The organism is Streptacidiphilus fuscans (assembly GCF_015690355.1).
GTDB lineage: Bacteria > Actinomycetota > Actinomycetes > Streptomycetales > Streptomycetaceae > Streptacidiphilus > Streptacidiphilus fuscans.
The window spans coordinates 105753-121730 of the sequence record NZ_JADPRT010000013.1 but is presented as its reverse complement, the minus strand read 5'-3'; the positions used below and the strand labels follow the sequence as shown (position 1 = coordinate 121730).

Sequence of the window (15978 nt, the reverse complement as noted above, 5' to 3'; positions counted from 1 at the left end):
CGGGTCAGCGGGCGCGGGACCAGGCGTGCCGCGGGTCCGCGCCGACGGCGGGCCGGAGCGCGGCGGGGGTGCGGGCGCCGGGGGCGTGGGGTGAGGTGGCCCGCGCGGCGCGGGCACGGGCCGCGACCTCGGTGAGCCGCGCATCGGCGGCGGGCTGCGGCTCGTAGGCGAGATCGGACGCGACGGTCAGTCCGGCGGCGCGCAACTGGGTCAGCACGCCGCGGGAGGCGGCCAGGCGCTGCTCCGCGGGTCCGGTGTAGGCGTGCAGGCGGCTGCCGGGGACCGGGGCGAACCTGGCCTGCTGGAGCAGGTGCCGGGCGGCCATCTGGCCGTCCAGGAGCCGGACGACGGGGCCGTGTTCAGGGTGGGAGCCGATCGCCGCGTGGATCCGGGGACGGTCGACGGCGTCCAGGGCGCGCGCGGCACCGTCGAGTGCCCGGTCTTGGGACGGGTCGTCGCTCTGGGCGGCGAGGTAGTCGAAGGCGGGGTCCGCGTTCACCCGCAGACCCAACCGGCGCAGTTGGGCGACCAGTTCGCGCAGGTGCAGGAAGACACTGCCCTCGACGGGGCCGAGCGCCCACGGGGAGTCCGGGGTACGCCGGGCGAACCCGAAGTCCGTGAGGACCTGCGCGATGGTCTCGCTGGCCGGGCTGTGCTCGCCGGTCTGGGCGGTCACGCCGAAGTGGGGGTCGCGGGCGACCGCGACGTCGAACAAGGAGACAGGGGAGGAAGAGGAGAGCTGGGGGGATTCGGGGATGGCGGCCTCCAGACCAGGACAGGCAGAACGGGAGAGAGGGTCAGCGACGCTGTGGGGCGGACGCGGAGGGTGCCGGGGTGCGGTGCGCGGGCAGCTGCACCAAGGTCGCGCCGACGATCGACGTGGGCGGCGGCTGCTGGGCGGCGAGCGCCAGGGCGGTGGTGCGGGTCTCCTCGTCGGCGACCACGGTGTGGCCGAGACCGGAGAGCAGGGTGCTGGCCTGGGCCGCGGCCAGGACCTGGTCGACCCACAGCATTCGTGCGGGGAGCCGCCAGATGCCCTTGTCAGGGTCGAGGGCGAAGCCGAAATGTCGCAGCACCGTCGCGGCGAGCCCGGTATCGGAGTCGTCACTGGTGGCGGCGACGAGCCCGAGACTGCGGTCGCGGGCGAACGCGACGTCCACGTCGTCGCCCCGCCCGGGACTCTGCGGGGCGGAGGGGTTGGGCGCGGGGACTGGAGTCAAGCGGACCTCCACGGTCGGATAGATGAGGTGGCGCTCGCCGCGCTGGTGGCTCCGGCGGGCGGGTGCGGAGCGGGCGGGGGATCGGGCCTGTCGCTGCTGTTCACAGCCACCTGCGCAGCAGCGTCCGGGCGGCGCTGTTCAATCGCCGCCGCTGGGTCGGCGCGCTGCGGTCGCCCGTGTGCGACAGGGCACGGACCACACCGGCCGCGGTAGCTACCCGGTGACCGGGAACCGGCTGCCCGGCTGCGCGGGGGGCTAGCCGCAGCGGGCGCGGCTCGGGCCCTGGCCAGGTGGTGGGCTGCTGCCGGGCGACGTCGTAGGCGTCGGTCAGGCTGATGCGGCCGTCGATGACCCGGTCGGCAAGAACGGTGTCGTGGCGCCAGACCGTTGCGGCTTTGCTGATGTGGCTGCGGCTGACACCGGTTGCGACGCTGATCTCGCTGTTCGTGCGCCGCGGGAGACCGGACAGCGCAGCCGACTTGACGGCGATCACGGCCTGTTGGCCCTTGCTCAGACCGCGCCGCTGCCGGTTGACGGCCCGCACGTATGCCGCGCAGTCGTCGCCGTCGTAGGTGGTGAACTGCGGCTTGATGCCGGCGATCTCGCAGGCCCGCAGGCGGCTGCGGCCGTCCAGGACGAGGCCCCGCCGGTCCCGCACGATCGGGTGCAGCAGCCCGACGGCCTGGATGCTGCGGACCAGGGCCTCAAGGGCGGCGTCGTCCATGAGCGGGACATCGGCGGTGGCGGGGTGGAACTCGATCACGGGTCTCCAAGCAGTGGCGGGACGCGGGCCGTGCCGTGTCAGAACAAGGTGGTGGGGTCCTCGTCGGTGTCCACGTAGCCGAAGTGGACGCGCTCGAGCTCGTCCAGGTAACGGATGCCCGGGAGGCTGTCGTACGCGGCGATGCGCTTGTTTCCCCACGCCTGCTTGAGGCCTTCGGACGCGAGGACGCCCGCCGCGTTCTTGGCGGACAGGTTCAGCCAGTCGGACACGTCGTTGCGCAGAGCCAGGGCCATCCAGATCCGCTCGCCCTGCCCGAGCTTCAGCATGAACTGCGGGTGGTACCAGGAGCCGCTGGCCAAGCGCCGGGGGTTGCGCTGGTCGGCGAAGCTCGACACGAGGGCGTGGCTTTGGTGCTGTTCGAGTAGGGCGCGCTGGCCGGGAGTGAGATCGGTGCTGTGAAGGCGCCGACTCAGCTCCTCGATCGCGTCGCCCTGGGCGAATCGCCCGTCGGGCGCGGTGACGGCCGCGCAGCAGTCCTCGATCAACTGCTGCAGGTACGGGTCGTTGATCCTCACTGCCATCCTCGCTTCTGCCACACGGCGTCCATTTGCTTGAGCGCGGTGATCGCCGAGGCGATCACCTGCCGGTTGATCTCCCGTCCGGACAAGGCGAACGTGGTGTCGTAGAGCCCGAAAGACTCGCCGCCCTTGTGCTGGGCGAGAGTGGGCACCAGGCCGCACAGCTGCGCGGTGGCCCGGCGGCGCTCGTCGGCGGACTTCTCGGCCCGATCTCGCATCTCGGTGACCGCGGCGTTGAGACTGAGGTCGCCGTCTGCCACCTGCTGCGCCAACTCCGGTTCCAGCGCATGAAGTTCTTCGAGCTTCTTCTCGTCCGAGTTCGAGGCGAGCTTTCGGGCGCGTGCGGTCTGGTAGGCGGCCGACAGGCTCACACCGCCCGCGACGACGAGATCGGCCAGTTCCGGCGCCCAAGCCAGCACCGTGTAAGCATTGCTCATGCGCGAGGGGGACACCCCGGCCTGCCGGCTCAGGTCCTGGCCGGTGATTTCCTGGGAAAATCCGGAGTCGGTTTCAGCGCGAAAGTCGTCCGGATTTTCCGGGAAAAGCTCGGCCTTCGCGTAGATCATGGCCTTCTGGCCCTGGGTCAGGGACCGCTGCTCCAAATTGACCGTGACGGCGTAGTGACCCGCGTTGCCTTCCTGGCGGGTCGTGTACTCCGGCTCGATGCCGAGGGATTCACAGGCCGCCAGACGGGCCCGGCCGTCCAGGATCCGTCCCTGCGGGTCACGCACGATCGGACTGAGCAACCCCACTTCGCTGATGCTGCGGATCAGCGAGTCGAGTTCGTCCTGGCTCGGCGCGGGAATCGCTGCGAGCTCGGGATGGATGTCGACGATGACGGAACTCCGAACGTGTGCGGATGGGCGGGTCATCGGATGCCCCGGCGTCGGCCCGACGAGAGCCGGGGCTGCGCGGAGGGCGGGATCGCCGGTGCCGCACGGGAACCGTGTCCCCGAGCGGCGCGCGGGCCTGCTGCGGGGAGCTTGGCGGCGCGGCCCAGGGCGGTCCACGCGGCCTCGGCGGCGTCCAGGTCCGGGTGGAGGCTGACGGTGTACCGGCCGCCGGGCGCGGTGGAGAAGATCGCGGCCTGGTTGTCGGCGCGGTAGCGGCCGAGGAAGTCGAAGTCGCCCTCGGGGGATTCGTGGTGCGCGAGCATGACCAGGTGCTGGTTGGACAGGTCGGCGGCGACATCGGCCGCCAGCGGGCTCGGATCGCCAGCGGTGCGGGGCGGTGACGGCAGATACCACGCGGGCACGGGCTGCTGGTCGGCCAGCACCTGCTGCTCGATGTCGCTGTAGACGCGGGTGACGCTGTAGCCGGAGACCGCCAGGTATCGGCAGGCGTCCCGCAGCTGGCGTTCGGCGGTCTGCGGGGAGGTGCCACGACGCGGCCGGTACAGGTCCAGGGCGTTGTCGCGGACGAATCCGGCGTGGAAGAGCCAGAACGCGGCCAGGCGGTCGGGCGGGAAGGCGACGAGCACGTCCAGGTCCTCGCGGTATCCCACGGTCACCGTGTGGTCGTCCCCGGGTCGCGCGCGTCGTGCAGTGGCGCGGGCTGCGTGTTCGCGGTAGCGCTCGGGCGCGTCCGCCATCGGCTCGAACCCCTCGATGTAGCGGGGCGCCGCCGCCATGGCCCGGACCCTGGAGGGGAAGACCTTCTGAACGGACGCGGAGGTGTCCTCGTGCACGATGTGCAGGGAGACCCCGGAGGTCGGGTTGGTGACACCGGCGAGCAGGTAGCCGTGTTCGTGGGTGACGTAGTGCCAGTCCACGATCCAGGTGCCGTCGGCGACGGCCCGGTGCAACGCTTCTGACTGGGCGCGTGCCTCCGCCATGTGCGCGGGCAGGGTGTCCGGTCCGGTGTCGGCCTGCTCCCACGGGCGCAGGTGGTCGGGGTGCGGGCCGGGCGTCATCCGCGGATCGGGCATCACGGTGCTGCTCATGCCGCCTCCCCGCGCGCGGCCGGGCGGGTGGTCGTTGCCGTCGCGAAATCGCGGATTTTCGGCCCCATCCGGGCGTCGGTGTCGAACAGCTGCAGCTCGGCGGGGTGCAGGACGTGGTGGGTCACGAATGACCTGCCCGCGACCTTCCACAGGCCGCGCCCGCGCGGGAGTTGGGAGACGGCGGCGGTCTCGACGCCGGTCAGGCCGAGGAGGTGGGCGGTGGCGGCGAGCTGGTCGGCTTCCTGCCGGTAGATGATCCGGGTGGAGCAGTCCGTGAGCAGGCCCTCCGCGAGCGCCCGTCCGCGGGATCCGGCGTCGCCTGCGGCGAGCAGGTCGGAGAGGCGGTGGATCACCATGAGGTTCGCGATGCCGAGACCGCGGGCGAGCTTCCACTGGGACTGCATGCGCTCCAGCAGGGCGGTGTGCCGCAGGACGCGCCAGGCCTCGTCGTAGACGACCCAGCGCCTGCCTCCGGTCGGGTCGGCGAGGGCGGCCTCCATCCACGCCGACGCGCAGGTCATGGCGAGCACCAGGCCGGTGTCGTCGCCGGCGGAGCCGAGGCGGGACAGGTCGATGGAGAGCATCGGCGCGGTCGGGTCGAACGCGACCGTGGAGGGTGCGTCGAACATGCCCGCGAGGTCGCCGTGGATGAGGCGGCGCAGGGCGTGCGCGAGGTCGCGGGCCGCCGAGCCGAGCTGGCCGGTGTGGTCGCCCGCGGCGCGGTTCAGCTCGTCCTGGTTGCCGAGGAGCTGGGCGATGTCGCCGAGCAGCGGGGTGCGCTGCTGGTCGGCGGTGGTGTGGTCGAGGGCGACGTCGAGGGCGGTGTGCTCCATCGGGTGCAGGTCGCGGCCCAGCACGGTGCGGGCGAGGGAGCCGACCAGCATGAGGCGGCGCTTGCGGACCTCGCCCGCCCAGTCCTGCGGGTTGAAGCCGTGAGGGCGTGCGGGGGCGTCGAGGGGGTTGAGGCGGCCGGGCAGGCCGGGGCCGAGCGCGATGGTCTGGCCGCCGAGGGCCGAGGAGACCTGGGTCCATTCGCCCTTGGGGTCGCAGGGCACGTAGATGCGGTAGCCGTGCGCGATGGCCCGCAGGGCGAGGGACTTCGCGAGCGCGCTCTTGCCCATGCCGATGACCCCGGCGAGCAGGATGTTCGGGTTGGTGAAGCCGTCCAGCTTGCCGTAGAGCTCGAACGGGTCGAAGCAGAAGCTGCCTTCGGCGTGGACGTCGCGGCCGATGTAGATGCCGTGGGCGCCGAGGCCCCCTTCGGCGAGGAACGGGTAAGCGCCCGAGGCGATTGCGGTGGTCATCCGGTGCGGGGCCAGTTTCACGTTTCCGCCGCGCGCCGACGCCGCACCCGGCCGCCCGGAGGTCGCGTAGACGGCCCGCAGCCGCTCGCCCTGGCCGTCACGCTGCTTGTCTGCGCGCCGGTTGGGGCGCTGGTCGCGAGCGGTGCGGCGGGCCTCGGCGAGGGCCTTGCGGGCGGTGCGGCGCGCGTGCCGGTCGGCGGCGCGGGGGGTGAACAGCGGGCTGGCGCTGGCACGCATCTGGAACAACTCCCTTGTCACGGGTGGCTAGTGGCGGACCAGGCCGGTGAAGGCGGCGCGCAGCTCGGCCGGGGTGGTATGGCGGCGGACCCGGACGGCGGTGGCCACGTGGCGGCGGCAGATCGACAGGCGTGGTGCGCCCTCGGGGTGTCGGGCCGCGCACTGCTCCCGTGTGGGGGTGGTGCCGTCGTCGCGCGGGGCGGTGTGGAAGGCGTCGTGGAGGTGCTCGGCGAGCTGCCAGGCGCGGGTGCGGGCGGCGTGCAGGTGGTCGCCGCCTACCGGATTCGGGCCGTGGGTGCCGTGGGTGTGGGTGTCCAGCAGCTCGTAGAGCGCGGTGGCGTGGGCGTGCAGGGCGTCGAGTTCGACCCGGTCTGCCGCGCGGAGGGGTTCGGGGAGCGCGGTGTGGTGGTGCACGTCGAGAGCGGCGGTGGCGTAGTGGAGCAGATCCGGGTCGGACATCACGTCTGCTTTCGGCGTCAGGGGCGGGCGAGGGGCAGGGCGGCCTTGGTGAAGGCTTCGGCCTGCTGGAAGTCCAGGCGGCGCAGGTCGAGTTGGGCGGTGACCGCCGCGGTTTCGACCAGCGCGCAGGCGTGGTCGAGCTGCTGGCGGGTCTCGGCGGAGACGGTGAGCAGGCCGGTGAGGGCGACATCGGCGTGGCCGGCGATGAGCTGGCGCTCGCGGGCCTTGATGTCGGCGTACTCGACCGAGTCCTCCTCGGAGTCGACCTGGCCGCGCCGGGCACGTTCGGCGGCGTCCGCGATGACGGTGGCCTTGCGGCGGCGCACGTCGCGGAAGGCGGCGTTCATCTCCTGCGGCTCGTAGGTGAGCGAGAGGGTGCGGCGCACGCCGGCGGCGAAGACCAGCTGGTGCAGGAACCCGGGGCTGGTCTCGGTGCGGGGCCAGTTCTCGACCCAGTACACGGCGTGCCAGGCGCTGTCGGTGCGCAACCGGTCCTCGTGCTCGACCACCACCACCGGCCCGGCGGCGGCCAGGTCCGCCTGCGGGCGGCCACTGGTGGACCAGCGGTCCAAGGCCGGGAGGGCGGTGGGGTCGTAGGCGGTGCGGACCACGGCGGCGATCTGCTGCGAGGTGAGCCATCCGGCCGGGGCGAGCCCCGCTCCGCGTACGGCCTGCTCGGTCGCGGAGGCGAGCTGGGCAAGGACGGTGAGGGCCCCGGCCAGGCCGCCTCCGGCCTGGTTCGCCAGGCGCTTGGCGGCCTTCATGTCGAGGGCGACCGACAGGTACGCCTCGTGCGGTGCGGCTGCCGGGCCTGCGGCGTCCAGCAGTTCGCTGTAGAGGCGGGAGGCGTCCGGGGCGGCGCCGCCTTGGTGCTGCTGCCAGTAGCGGTGCAGGGCGTCGCCGCTGTCGGGGACGGTGCGCTCGATGACCTGTAGGCGGGCGACGTGCCCGGTGCGGGCCAGCGCCGCGAGCGCCCGGCCCCAGCCGGTGACGTGGGCGTCCTGGGTGCCCGGGTCGAGCAGGGCGAACGCACGGGAGGTGACGCGCAGGACCGCGGTCAGGGTCTGCTGGTGCGGATCGTGGACCGCGGCGAGATGGCCGTCGGGGGAGGTGAAGGCGCGCAGCGACGCGGCGGTGCCGGGCAGGTGCAGCAGGCCCTGCCGGGCGGGGCGGCGGCCGGGCCGGGCGAGCCAGACCAGCTGGCCGCGCCAGCGCCGCAGCAGGTAGCGGCCGGTGATGGGGGCCCAGTCCGCGAGCGGGCGCCCGCCGCGCCGCACGAGCACCAGCGCGGCCAAACCGGCCCACACCGGGGTGAGTTCGAGCGCGACCGGCACCCCGCCGGTGGTGAGCACGGCGAGCAGGAGCAGCAGCGACAGCGAGGCGAGCAGCAGCTGCGCCGCGCTCAGCCCGAGCAGGACCCCGCGGCGGGGGCGGTGCGGGAACTTGACCGTGGCGGCCGATTCGAGGATGGGTGCAGACACGAGAGAGGCTTCCTAAGCGCGGGTCCGGGCCGGACAAGGGCGGAGACAGGGGCGGGCGCGGCGGGGTCAGCGGCCAGTCGGCGGCTCGGGCGGCGGCAGCACCGAGGCCGGGGGCGGGCCTGCGGGTGCAGTGGGTCCGGCTGGGACCGGAGCCACCCCAGGTGGTGCGGTCGAGGCGGTGGCCGACCCGGTGCTTCCCTGCGGTGCGGGGCCCGGGAACACCACGAGCCGTCCGGGCGGCGCCGCGTCAGCCTCTCCGGTTCCCAAAGCGACGCTGGCGTTGGCAGGGCTGCTGCCTGGCTCCGCGCCGTCTGCGGCGGCGGGGGCCGGGGTGTGGCCGGGGCGGGTGAACAGCGGGGTGCCGCCGTCGCCCGGTCGGCCGGCGTAGAGCGACCGGCCGCCGTCCCCGCCCGCGCCGGTGCGGGAGTTGAACCGGAACGAGGCGGCCTTGGCGGAGGACGGTTCCTGCTCGGCGTTCTCGCCCTCGGGACCTTGCAGGTTTCCGGCGGTGTCTCCCGCCGCCGAGCCGCTGCCCGCGGCAGCGCCCGCCGCGGCGGCTCCCGCTCCGGTGGCGCCGGTCGCGGCGGTGCGGGCGGTGCCGTACGCCTTCTGGGCCTTGCCGGCGGCGTTGGACAGTCCCATCGCGGTCGACTGGTGCAGGTCGGCGTGCTGCGGGTCTCCGGCCCAGTGCACGAACCGGTAGATCGCGAACGGGCACATCAGGACCAGGGCCATGACGGTGAGTCCGGCGAGCATGTCCGAGAGCGCGCCGACTCCGTCGGTCGTCTTGGACTGGCCGATGGCGGAGACGCCGATCAGGAAGACGATCGTGATGAGCAGCTTGGAGAAGACGACGGTGGCGGTGGCTTCGATCCAGCCGCGCCGCCAGCGCTGCGCCGCCTCCCAGCCTCCGCCCGCTCCGGCGAACACGGCCAGCGCCACCAGGACCAGGACGGTGACCTTGCGGAGCATCATCATGCCCCAGTACAGGAACGTGCCGATCGCGCATCCGGCCGCGACCACCGCTGCCACCACCCAGCCCAGTCCGGAAGTGGAGCTGATCTCGCTGACCTTGACCAGGCGTCGGATCGAGTCGTCGACGGAGGTCCCGGCTGCCTGGAACAGGCCGTCGGAGAGCGCGTCGGTGACTGTGATGGCGACGGAGGTGAGTGCGATCGCGGCGAACGCGAACAGCACCCCGGAGAACGTCCCGGTGACGGCTTGGGCGAGGGCGTTGCCGTCCCTGCGCCAGGCGGCCCGGATGAGCTGGAGGATGAACGTCAGCACGGTGACGGTCAGCCCGATCGGTAGCAGCAGCTCGTAGTTGTGCCGGAACCAGTCGGAGTTGAGGTCGATGGCGGTGGTGGCGTTGATGCCCTTGGTGGCCAGGTCGACGCCGCTGGTGGCCAGATCGCCGATGCTGGACGCGATCCAGTTGCCGATGCTGCCGGTGACCGAGCTGGTGAGCCCGTCGGTGATCGGCCCGCACAGCACGCCCATGCCGGGTATGTCGCAGAAGCCCATGAAGGCAGGTGTCCTCTCTGCCCGCGGTTAGGGGCTGGTGGTGGGGGCGATGGCCGCGAGGGTGCAGCTGGTGCCGGGGCGGCACTGGACAGCGACGGTGATCGCCCGCTGCTCGCTGCCCGAGCCGCCCTTCCAGGCGATCTGGACGGTGCCGGTGACGGTGACCGGGTAGACGTAGGCGGCGGTCAGCTGCGAGGGGTCCTTGGCGACCGCGGCGGTGAACGCGGACGGGATGTGGCCCTCGGTGATCTGCGCGGTGGCGTGCTGCTGCTGGCCGGCGAGGTCCTGCCACAGCGCGGCGGTGGGGACCTGCTGGGCGACCGAGTCCCAGTCGGTGTAGGCGGGATCCGCTCGCACCCACGCCCTCAGCCCGTCCAACTGCTGGGACTGGCTGTTGGTGCGGGTGTCGTAGCTCCACAGCGTCCGCGTGAACGCCTTGGCGAACACCACCGGGTCCGTCGTCACCGGCGGCGCCGCCACCGACCCCCGCGACACCGGGCCAGCCGGGGCGGGAACCGCCTCGATCGTCGGGGAGACGGACGGATGGGCGACGGGGTGCGGGGTGGCCTGGCCGTGGGTGAGGCGGGCGCCGAGCACGCCGAGGGCTGCGAGGACCGCGATGGCGGCGGCAGCAGCCAACAACCTCATGCGGCCGGGCGGCAGCAGGGAGAGCAGGGGGCGTCGGGGCATCAGTGGACCTGCGCCCCGAGCGTCGAGGCGAACAGCACGATCCCGTTCGCCGCGCCGAGCAGCAGCGCGCACCCGGCGGAGACCAGCGCCCCCTGCTTGCCCTTGGCCTCGGCGCCGTGGGAGCCGGAGTGGTGGCCCCAGGCCCACACCACGCCGGAGACGCACAGCGCGCCGACGACCGCGATGATGCCGAAGAGGTTGACGGAGTCGACGACCTTCTTCAGGACGTCCAGTCCGGGCAGGCCCCCGGCGGCGGGCTGCACGCCGGGGTCGAAAGCGACCTGGGCCAGCGGATGGGCGAGGGAACGCAGCGACAAGGGCACTCCAGGATCAGGAACGTGAGGCAGCGGGAAGAGCGAGGAAAGGGAGGGGGTGTCATCCGGGCGGGGGATGGACCGCGGGCACGCGGACGCGGGACAATGCATGCGAAGGGAAGTCCGACCGACGAGACGGCCTGGGGAATCCGGGGCGGATCCCGGTTGTCAGCCGGTGATGTGACGGGCCGCCACGATCTGGGGCAGCCACGATGCGAGGGTGTTGATGTCGACGACCGCGCCGGTGTGCGGGGCGTTGATGATCAAGCCGTCGCCCATGTAGATCCCGACGTGACCGGGCGCGGACGGCGGGCCCTCGGTGAACAGCAGGTCGCCCGGGACCAGGTGGGCCACCGTGGTGGGCGTGCCCTGGTTGACCTGGTCGTAGGTGGTGCGCGGGAGCGGGATCCCGGCCGCCTTGTAGGACTGCTGGACCAGTGAGGAGCAGTCGCAGCGGCCCATCGGATCGGCGCCGTGGGCGTTCTGGCAGGAGCCGCCCCACTGGTAGGGGGTGCCGAGCTGGCCCATCGCCCACCGGATCGCGGTGCGCGCCGTGGGGGAGGCGATGGCGGGGATCTGGTAGCCCGCCGGCACCGTACCGGGCGGGATCGGCCCGAACGACACCCCGCCCCCCGCACCGCAGCCAGTGGCACCGCTCGGCACGGTGGTGCCGCTCGGCGTGCCGGGTCCGGGTGTGGGCCCGGAGGCCTGCGTGGGGGTGAGGGCCTGCTGCAGGGCGGTGGCCAGCGGCTCCCACTTCGCGTACGCGTCCGGGAAGCCGGACTGCTGCACCTGCTGGGCGGCGACGGTGACCGGGAGGTCCTGCCAGCCGGGCACCTTGAGCAGGTGCTCGTAGAACTGGGTGGACGCGTATACCGGGTCCATGATCTGCGCCGGGGTGCCCCAGCCCTGCGAGGGACGCTGCTGGAACAGCCCCAGCGAATCACGGTCGCCGTAGGCGAGGTTGCGCAGCCCCGACTCCTGCAACGCGGTCGCGAGCGCCACGACCTGGCCGCGGGCCGGGACCTTGAGCGTGATGCCGGTGGCCACGATGACCTGGGCGCCTGGCACCTGCACGGCCGGGGCGTCCAGTCCTGGAACCTGCACCGTGGTGGGCAGTTTGGCCAGGACCGCCTTGACGGCGGCGGCGACCGCGGACGGGTCGACCTGCCCGGTGGCGGGGGTGCATGCCGTGGCGGCGGTGGCGCTGCTGGAGATGACGGCGACGGACAGGCCGAGCGCCAGTGGGGACAGCAGCAGAGCGGCGGTGAAGGAGGCGACGGCCTTCCTCACAGGCGGCCCACGTCAACGGGCGGTGCGGGCAAGCGGGTTGAACAAGTGGAACTGGAGCGGGTGCTTGGGGGCACGGTTCTCCCTCGGGTTCGCGACGGGGCCGCGTGCCGGGCCCGACCCCAAAGGCGAGGGCGGGCCCGGCACCCCCGGCGGGAATCCGCGCCCGTTCCAGGGAAGGGTGCGAATCACCGCCGGAGTGCGGTCAGGTGGCGGAGGGCAGCCGAAGGCTGCGGGCGTAATCTTCGGAATTCCACCAGGGAGCCCTTCTGAAGAGGTCGAGTGCGGGCCGGGTGCCCGGAAGACCGGATCATCGAGTCGGGGTCTCATGGCCCCGGCCTGCGATGTCGTCGACCATAGACAGCCCGATCCGGGCCTGGCAAGAAAATGAAAATTAAATGGAATTGTTTGCGCGTCAGGAGTGGGTGTGCTTAGGGTCTGAGGCTTCCGACAAGACGCTCGCGCATTTCCGTGAGGGGAATTGCCGCGCCGTGCCGGAATCTTCCGCCCGTGCCGTGCGATGCCGCACGGCCCACCCTCGCCCACCGATTCGCCCGCCCTGGCGGGCTCTTGGAGGTCTGCCCTTGACCTACACCCTGCACCGAGGCGACGCCCTGTCCGTCCTGGCTCAGCTCCCGGACGACAGCGTCGACGCTGTCATCACCGACCCGCCCTACAACTCCGGCGGACGCACCGCGAAGGAACGCACCTCCCGTACCGCGAAGCAGAAGTACACCTCCGGCGACGCCAAGCACGACCTGCCCGACTTCCCCGGCGAGAACAAGGACCAGCGCTCCTACGGGTTCTGGATGACCCTGCTGCTCACCGAGGCCTACCGGGTGTGCCGGGAGGGGGGCATGCTGCTGGTCTTCACCGACTGGCGCCAGTCCGGGGTGACCGAGGACGCCCTGCAGGCGGGCGGCTGGCTGTGGCGCGGCATCGTCCCGTGGCACAAGCCCCAAGCCCGGCCCAGGACCGGCGGGTTCACCCAGAACTGCGAGTTCGTGTACTGGGCCAGCAAGGGCGCCATCGACGGCTCCCGCAACCCGGTCCACCTCCCGGGCCTGTACTCCGCCTCCCAACCGTCGGGCCGCGAACGCGTCCACATCACCCAGAAGCCCGTCTCGGTGATGCGCGACCTGGTCAAGATCTGCGTCCCGGGCGGGACCGTGCTGGACCCGTTCGCGGGATCCGGCTCCACCGGGGTCGCCGCCCTGCTCGAAGGCCGGGACTTCATCGGCGTGGAGATGGCCCGCCGCAACTACCGCAACGCCGCCCGACGCCTGGCCGAGACCGAAGCCGAACTGCGCACCGGACACGACTGACCGCCAACACCCCGTCCCAACCCGTGAGTGATGAAGGAGAGCACGCCGGTGCACCACCTGGCCCCCGCCCAACCGTCCCCGCCCGCGCCCGTGTTCCGGGCGCGGCCGGGGCGACGACGCTGGAACCGGCCGCCCGCCGTCCTGGCGCTGCTGCCCGACCAGAGCCTGGTGCGCGTGCGCACCGCGGTCCCGGCAGATCTGGACGCGGTCCAGAACCTGCACCGGCGCTGCTCCCTTGTCACCCGCCACGGCCGCTACCACGCGGCCAAGTCCCGTCTCACCGACGACGACTGGACCCGCCTGAACCATCCGGTCCGCGCCGTGTGCTGGCTGGTCACCGAGCCCGCCCACCCCGGCCACGTGGTCGCCATGGCCAACCTGATACGCCACACCGCGGACGACACCACAGCCGACCTAGCCGTGATGGTCGAAGACCCCTGGCAGCGGCGGGGACTGGGCAGCACCTTGCTGCGTCTGGCCCTGTGTCACGCCGAGCGCCACCAACTCCGCCAGGTCACGGCGACCACCCCCGCGACCGCCCGGCACCTCCACACCACCCTTGGCGCCCACGGCTTCCACACCACCGAGCACACCGACACGGACCGCACCGTCACCACCATGGCCGTGGACCTTCCCCGCGCCGCGGTTCCATGCGGGGGAGCGAGGTGAGCACACCCACAGGGCCGCAGCACGCCACACCCGGGGCCGACCTCATCCGCCAGACCCTCGATGTGGGCGTCATGGAACTGGTCTCCCTGCATCCCGGTGGTACCGCCCACGGTGAGCTCGCCCGCCAGACCGCCGCGGCAGCGGAGCGTTTGGTCGACCTCGTCGAACTCTTCCGCAACCGCGCCGCATGGGCGGCAACCGACCTGGCCCGCTACGGCGCAGGCCACCGCGACGTCCGGAACCTGTCCTCCGGGATCCTCCAACAGCGGGGAGTCGAGATCGACATTCTCGCCGCCCGGATCAGCGACCTGCACGCGCGCGTCGAATCACTGTGCCGCTCCTGCCAGCGCGCCGGAACCGTCCCCAACCCGAGCCACGAGGCCGGGCACGGCACCGAACCGGCCCCGCGCGGCACACCGGCGCCGGCAGCGACCACGAGCCCGTCGGCCCGGCTGGCGCGCCGCCGCTGACCCGCCTCCCCCCTTCCTCTGTTCCTCCCCCGCCAGTGGAGCGTCACCGTGCCTGCCTGCCTGATTCAACCCACCGCCCTCCCGAACCCGAGCGGCCCTATCCCAGGTGAGCACGCCGCCCAGGCAGGGGGCGGGCGATGACGGCCGCCCCGATGCCTGAAGCAGGGCGCGGCTTCCAGTTGCTGGCGCCGCGGAACCTCGCCGCCAGCGGCCCTGACGAGCACGTCCGCGCGCTGGGTCTGATGGCGGTGGCCGGGGGATGGACGGTGACCAGCAGCCAGGGCACCCTCGTCCTGCTCAGCCGGTGCCGACGTATCGGAATCGGCTACGAGCCGAAGGGAAGCGAGTCGGGCGAGCCGATGGTCCTGGCCTCCGTCCGCGCCAGCCGCAAGGGTGCTGAGCGCTGGCACGCGCGCGTCGCCGGTCACGCGCCGGCGGAACTCCTGACAGCGCTGATCGCCTCCCTGCAGCACGAGTTGGTCCGCGACCCCGACGCGCTGATCTACGGCGTGGGGGAGGGCGAAGCCGACCTCTCCCTCTCTTACGAGCCGGAGGCCTGGGAGGTGCGCAGCCCCGCCCCGGGGGACGACTTCACGTTCGCGCTGCTGTCGTCTGACGGGACCGTGGCGGTGTCCGCGCACGCGATCCCGGACCGACCCGGCGACAGCAGCGGCGACCCGAAATGGCTCGCGGTCGCCGCCACCGCCCCGGACCGGATGCTGTGGTGCCTGAGCCTGAGCCGCAACACCCCGGCCCACTTCGCCGCCCACCTGGTCAACCACATCCTCGACAACGACCCCGTCCTGCGCCCCACCACACAGGATCCCGGGGAGGCCGCAGGCGCCTCGCGCACGGATGCGGTCGAGAAGCCCGGGGGAGCCCATGCCTGACCATGACCTCCACGAGGTGCTGGTCAGCCCCCTCTACCTGGCGGGGAGCACCGCGATCGGCGACCCGGGTCTGCAGCCGATCCTCGACCTCAACCCCGTCCGCGAGCGTGACGACCTCGGCAACCTGAGCCTGCGCACCCGATGCGGACGCGTCCGTATCGCCTACGAGCCCGAGCAGGACTGGGACACCCTGTGGAAGATCGCGGTCCGCAGCGCCGCCGACGGCGCGAGCCCGTTCGACCCGCCCCTGTGGTGCGCCAACTTCAGCACCGACACCCCCACCGAGATCGTCACCGCCGTCACCCACGCGCTCGCCGACGCGATCCGCACCCTGCCGACGGACATGGAGCTGGACGCCGCCACCCTCGACGAGCCCGCCTATGGGGACGACGGCCCGCTCGACGTCCTGTGGGGCCGCGGCTGGCGAACCGGCCGTGCGGACCATGCCTGGACCGCGGCGTCCCGTGATGGGTTCGCCCACGCGTCCTGGCAGCGACGCCCACTGGAACCGGAGTGGGCCGAACAGGTGGGGCAGGACGGCCGCTGGTACCTCGGCGCCAGCCACGGGAGGCATCTGGGCTGGTACGGCAGGTTCTCCAGCGGCACCCCCGTGACCGTGGTCACCGCCGCGGCGAGGGCGATGGTCTCGCCGGACCCGGTGCGGCGCTGGACCGGTGAACTGTCCACCCTCGCCCGGCTCCACGCCACCGTCACCCGCGTGCCCACCCCTGCCGACCTCGCCCGACCCCGGCCCCGCCCTTCCGCCCCCACACCACAGGCGATCGGCCCCGCGTCTGCCGTGCGCCTTGCCTGGACCACGACCACGTCCCCTGCGCAAGCCCGCGGCCGAGCCCGCTGACC

The 15978-nt window shown here is 72.8% G+C and carries 18 protein-coding genes; 5 read left to right on the top strand and 13 right to left on the bottom strand.

The features are described 5' to 3' along the window. Window positions 1-4: 4 nt before the first annotated feature. The 13 genes from I2501_RS27495 to I2501_RS27435 all read right to left on the bottom strand — a co-directional run bounded on the left by I2501_RS27495 (window position 5) and on the right by I2501_RS27435 (window position 11766). Window positions 5-715 carry a hypothetical protein gene (locus I2501_RS27495; RefSeq protein WP_196196946.1) on the bottom strand — a complete coding sequence of 237 codons (711 nt, stop codon included), beginning with the start codon at window positions 713-715 and terminating at the stop codon, window positions 5-7. 82 nt (window positions 716-797) lie between these two features. Continuing rightward, window positions 798-1220 (bottom strand): hypothetical protein, encoded by a 423-nt coding sequence (locus I2501_RS27490; protein WP_196196945.1) that lies wholly within the window; start codon window positions 1218-1220, stop codon window positions 798-800. 100 nt (window positions 1221-1320) lie between these two features. Continuing rightward, a complete protein-coding gene (locus I2501_RS27485) occupies window positions 1321-1983 on the bottom strand; it encodes a ParB/RepB/Spo0J family partition protein (RefSeq protein WP_196196944.1) in 663 nt (220 codons plus the stop codon). A gap of 38 nt (window positions 1984-2021) precedes the next feature. After that, window positions 2022-2525, bottom strand: a complete 504-nt coding sequence (locus I2501_RS27480) for a hypothetical protein (protein ID WP_196196943.1) — start codon at window positions 2523-2525, stop codon at window positions 2022-2024. After that, complete coding sequence (locus tag I2501_RS27475; RefSeq protein ID WP_196196942.1) at window positions 2516-3394, bottom strand: ParB/RepB/Spo0J family partition protein; 879 nt, start codon at window positions 3392-3394, stop codon at window positions 2516-2518. Before I2501_RS27475 ends, I2501_RS27480 begins: the two co-directional genes overlap by 10 nt. Then, window positions 3391-4464: a hypothetical protein gene (locus I2501_RS27470; RefSeq protein ID WP_196196941.1), complete on the bottom strand. Its 1074-nt coding sequence runs from the start codon at window positions 4462-4464 to the stop codon at window positions 3391-3393. Before I2501_RS27470 ends, I2501_RS27475 begins: the two co-directional genes overlap by 4 nt. After that, window positions 4461-6005 carry an ATP-binding protein gene (locus I2501_RS27465; RefSeq protein WP_236047299.1) on the bottom strand — a complete coding sequence of 515 codons (1545 nt, stop codon included), beginning with the start codon at window positions 6003-6005 and terminating at the stop codon, window positions 4461-4463. Before I2501_RS27465 ends, I2501_RS27470 begins: the two co-directional genes overlap by 4 nt. A gap of 27 nt (window positions 6006-6032) precedes the next feature. Continuing rightward, on the bottom strand, window positions 6033-6464 hold the full coding sequence (locus I2501_RS27460; protein ID WP_196196940.1) for a DUF6238 family protein: 432 nt from the start codon (window positions 6462-6464) through the stop codon (window positions 6033-6035). Window positions 6465-6481: 17 nt separating this feature from the next. Then, window positions 6482-7945 carry an SCO6880 family protein gene (locus tag I2501_RS27455; protein ID WP_328806671.1) on the bottom strand — a complete coding sequence of 488 codons (1464 nt, stop codon included), beginning with the start codon at window positions 7943-7945 and terminating at the stop codon, window positions 6482-6484. 66 nt (window positions 7946-8011) lie between these two features. Continuing rightward, entirely contained in the window at window positions 8012-9469 is a 1458-nt protein-coding gene (locus I2501_RS27450; RefSeq protein ID WP_196196939.1) for an SCO6881 family protein, read from the bottom strand. A gap of 27 nt (window positions 9470-9496) precedes the next feature. Next, window positions 9497-10159, bottom strand: coding sequence for a hypothetical protein (locus I2501_RS27445; protein ID WP_196196938.1), 663 nt, complete (start codon window positions 10157-10159; stop codon window positions 9497-9499). Then, window positions 10159-10476: a DUF6112 family protein gene (locus I2501_RS27440; RefSeq protein ID WP_196196937.1), complete on the bottom strand. Its 318-nt coding sequence runs from the start codon at window positions 10474-10476 to the stop codon at window positions 10159-10161. Before I2501_RS27440 ends, I2501_RS27445 begins: the two co-directional genes overlap by 1 nt. A 165-nt stretch (window positions 10477-10641) precedes the next feature. Next, window positions 10642-11766, bottom strand: a complete 1125-nt coding sequence (locus I2501_RS27435) for a C40 family peptidase (protein WP_196196936.1) — start codon at window positions 11764-11766, stop codon at window positions 10642-10644. A 581-nt stretch (window positions 11767-12347) separates the two neighbouring features. Here I2501_RS27435 and I2501_RS27430 point away from each other — a divergent pair. From I2501_RS27430 to I2501_RS27410, 5 genes are all read left to right on the top strand, one after another. Next, the gene (locus I2501_RS27430) at window positions 12348-13088 is read left to right on the top strand and encodes a DNA-methyltransferase (protein WP_196196935.1); all 741 of its coding nucleotides are present in this window, start codon (window positions 12348-12350) and stop codon (window positions 13086-13088) included. Between the two features lie 30 nt (window positions 13089-13118). After that, a complete protein-coding gene (locus I2501_RS27425) occupies window positions 13119-13757 on the top strand; it encodes a GNAT family N-acetyltransferase (protein WP_196196934.1) in 639 nt (212 codons plus the stop codon). Further along, window positions 13754-14227 carry a hypothetical protein gene (locus I2501_RS27420; RefSeq protein ID WP_196196933.1) on the top strand — a complete coding sequence of 158 codons (474 nt, stop codon included), beginning with the start codon at window positions 13754-13756 and terminating at the stop codon, window positions 14225-14227. Before I2501_RS27425 ends, I2501_RS27420 begins: the two co-directional genes overlap by 4 nt. 152 nt (window positions 14228-14379) lie before the next feature. Then, the gene (locus I2501_RS27415) at window positions 14380-15117 is read left to right on the top strand and encodes a DUF317 domain-containing protein (RefSeq protein WP_196196932.1); all 738 of its coding nucleotides are present in this window, start codon (window positions 14380-14382) and stop codon (window positions 15115-15117) included. Further along, window positions 15110-15976 (top strand): DUF317 domain-containing protein, encoded by an 867-nt coding sequence (locus I2501_RS27410; protein WP_196196931.1) that lies wholly within the window; start codon window positions 15110-15112, stop codon window positions 15974-15976. Before I2501_RS27415 ends, I2501_RS27410 begins: the two co-directional genes overlap by 8 nt. The last annotated feature ends 2 nt before the right edge of the window (window positions 15977-15978 follow it).

Bases quoted from the DNA above. Each gene is read 5' to 3' on its own strand.
- I2501_RS27445 (WP_196196938.1), bottom strand. From the start codon at position 10,159: ATGCCCCGACGCCCCCTGCTCTCCCTGCTGCCGCCCGGCCGCATGAGG.
- I2501_RS27450 (WP_196196939.1), bottom strand. From the start codon at position 9,469: ATGGGCTTCTGCGACATACCCGGCATGGGCGTGCTGTGCGGGCCGATC.
- I2501_RS27480 (WP_196196943.1), bottom strand. From the start codon at position 2,525: ATGGCAGTGAGGATCAACGACCCGTACCTGCAGCAGTTGATCGAGGAC.
- I2501_RS27465 (WP_236047299.1), bottom strand. From the start codon at position 6,005: ATGCGTGCCAGCGCCAGCCCGCTGTTCACCCCCCGCGCCGCCGACCGG.
- I2501_RS27415 (WP_196196932.1), top strand. From the start codon at position 14,380: ATGCCTGAAGCAGGGCGCGGCTTCCAGTTGCTGGCGCCGCGGAACCTC.
- I2501_RS27470 (WP_196196941.1), bottom strand. From the start codon at position 4,464: ATGAGCAGCACCGTGATGCCCGATCCGCGGATGACGCCCGGCCCGCAC.
- I2501_RS27475 (WP_196196942.1), bottom strand. From the start codon at position 3,394: ATGACCCGCCCATCCGCACACGTTCGGAGTTCCGTCATCGTCGACATC.
- I2501_RS27425 (WP_196196934.1), top strand. From the start codon at position 13,119: ATGAAGGAGAGCACGCCGGTGCACCACCTGGCCCCCGCCCAACCGTCC.
- I2501_RS27460 (WP_196196940.1), bottom strand. From the start codon at position 6,464: ATGTCCGACCCGGATCTGCTCCACTACGCCACCGCCGCTCTCGACGTG.
- I2501_RS27410 (WP_196196931.1), top strand. From the start codon at position 15,110: ATGCCTGACCATGACCTCCACGAGGTGCTGGTCAGCCCCCTCTACCTG.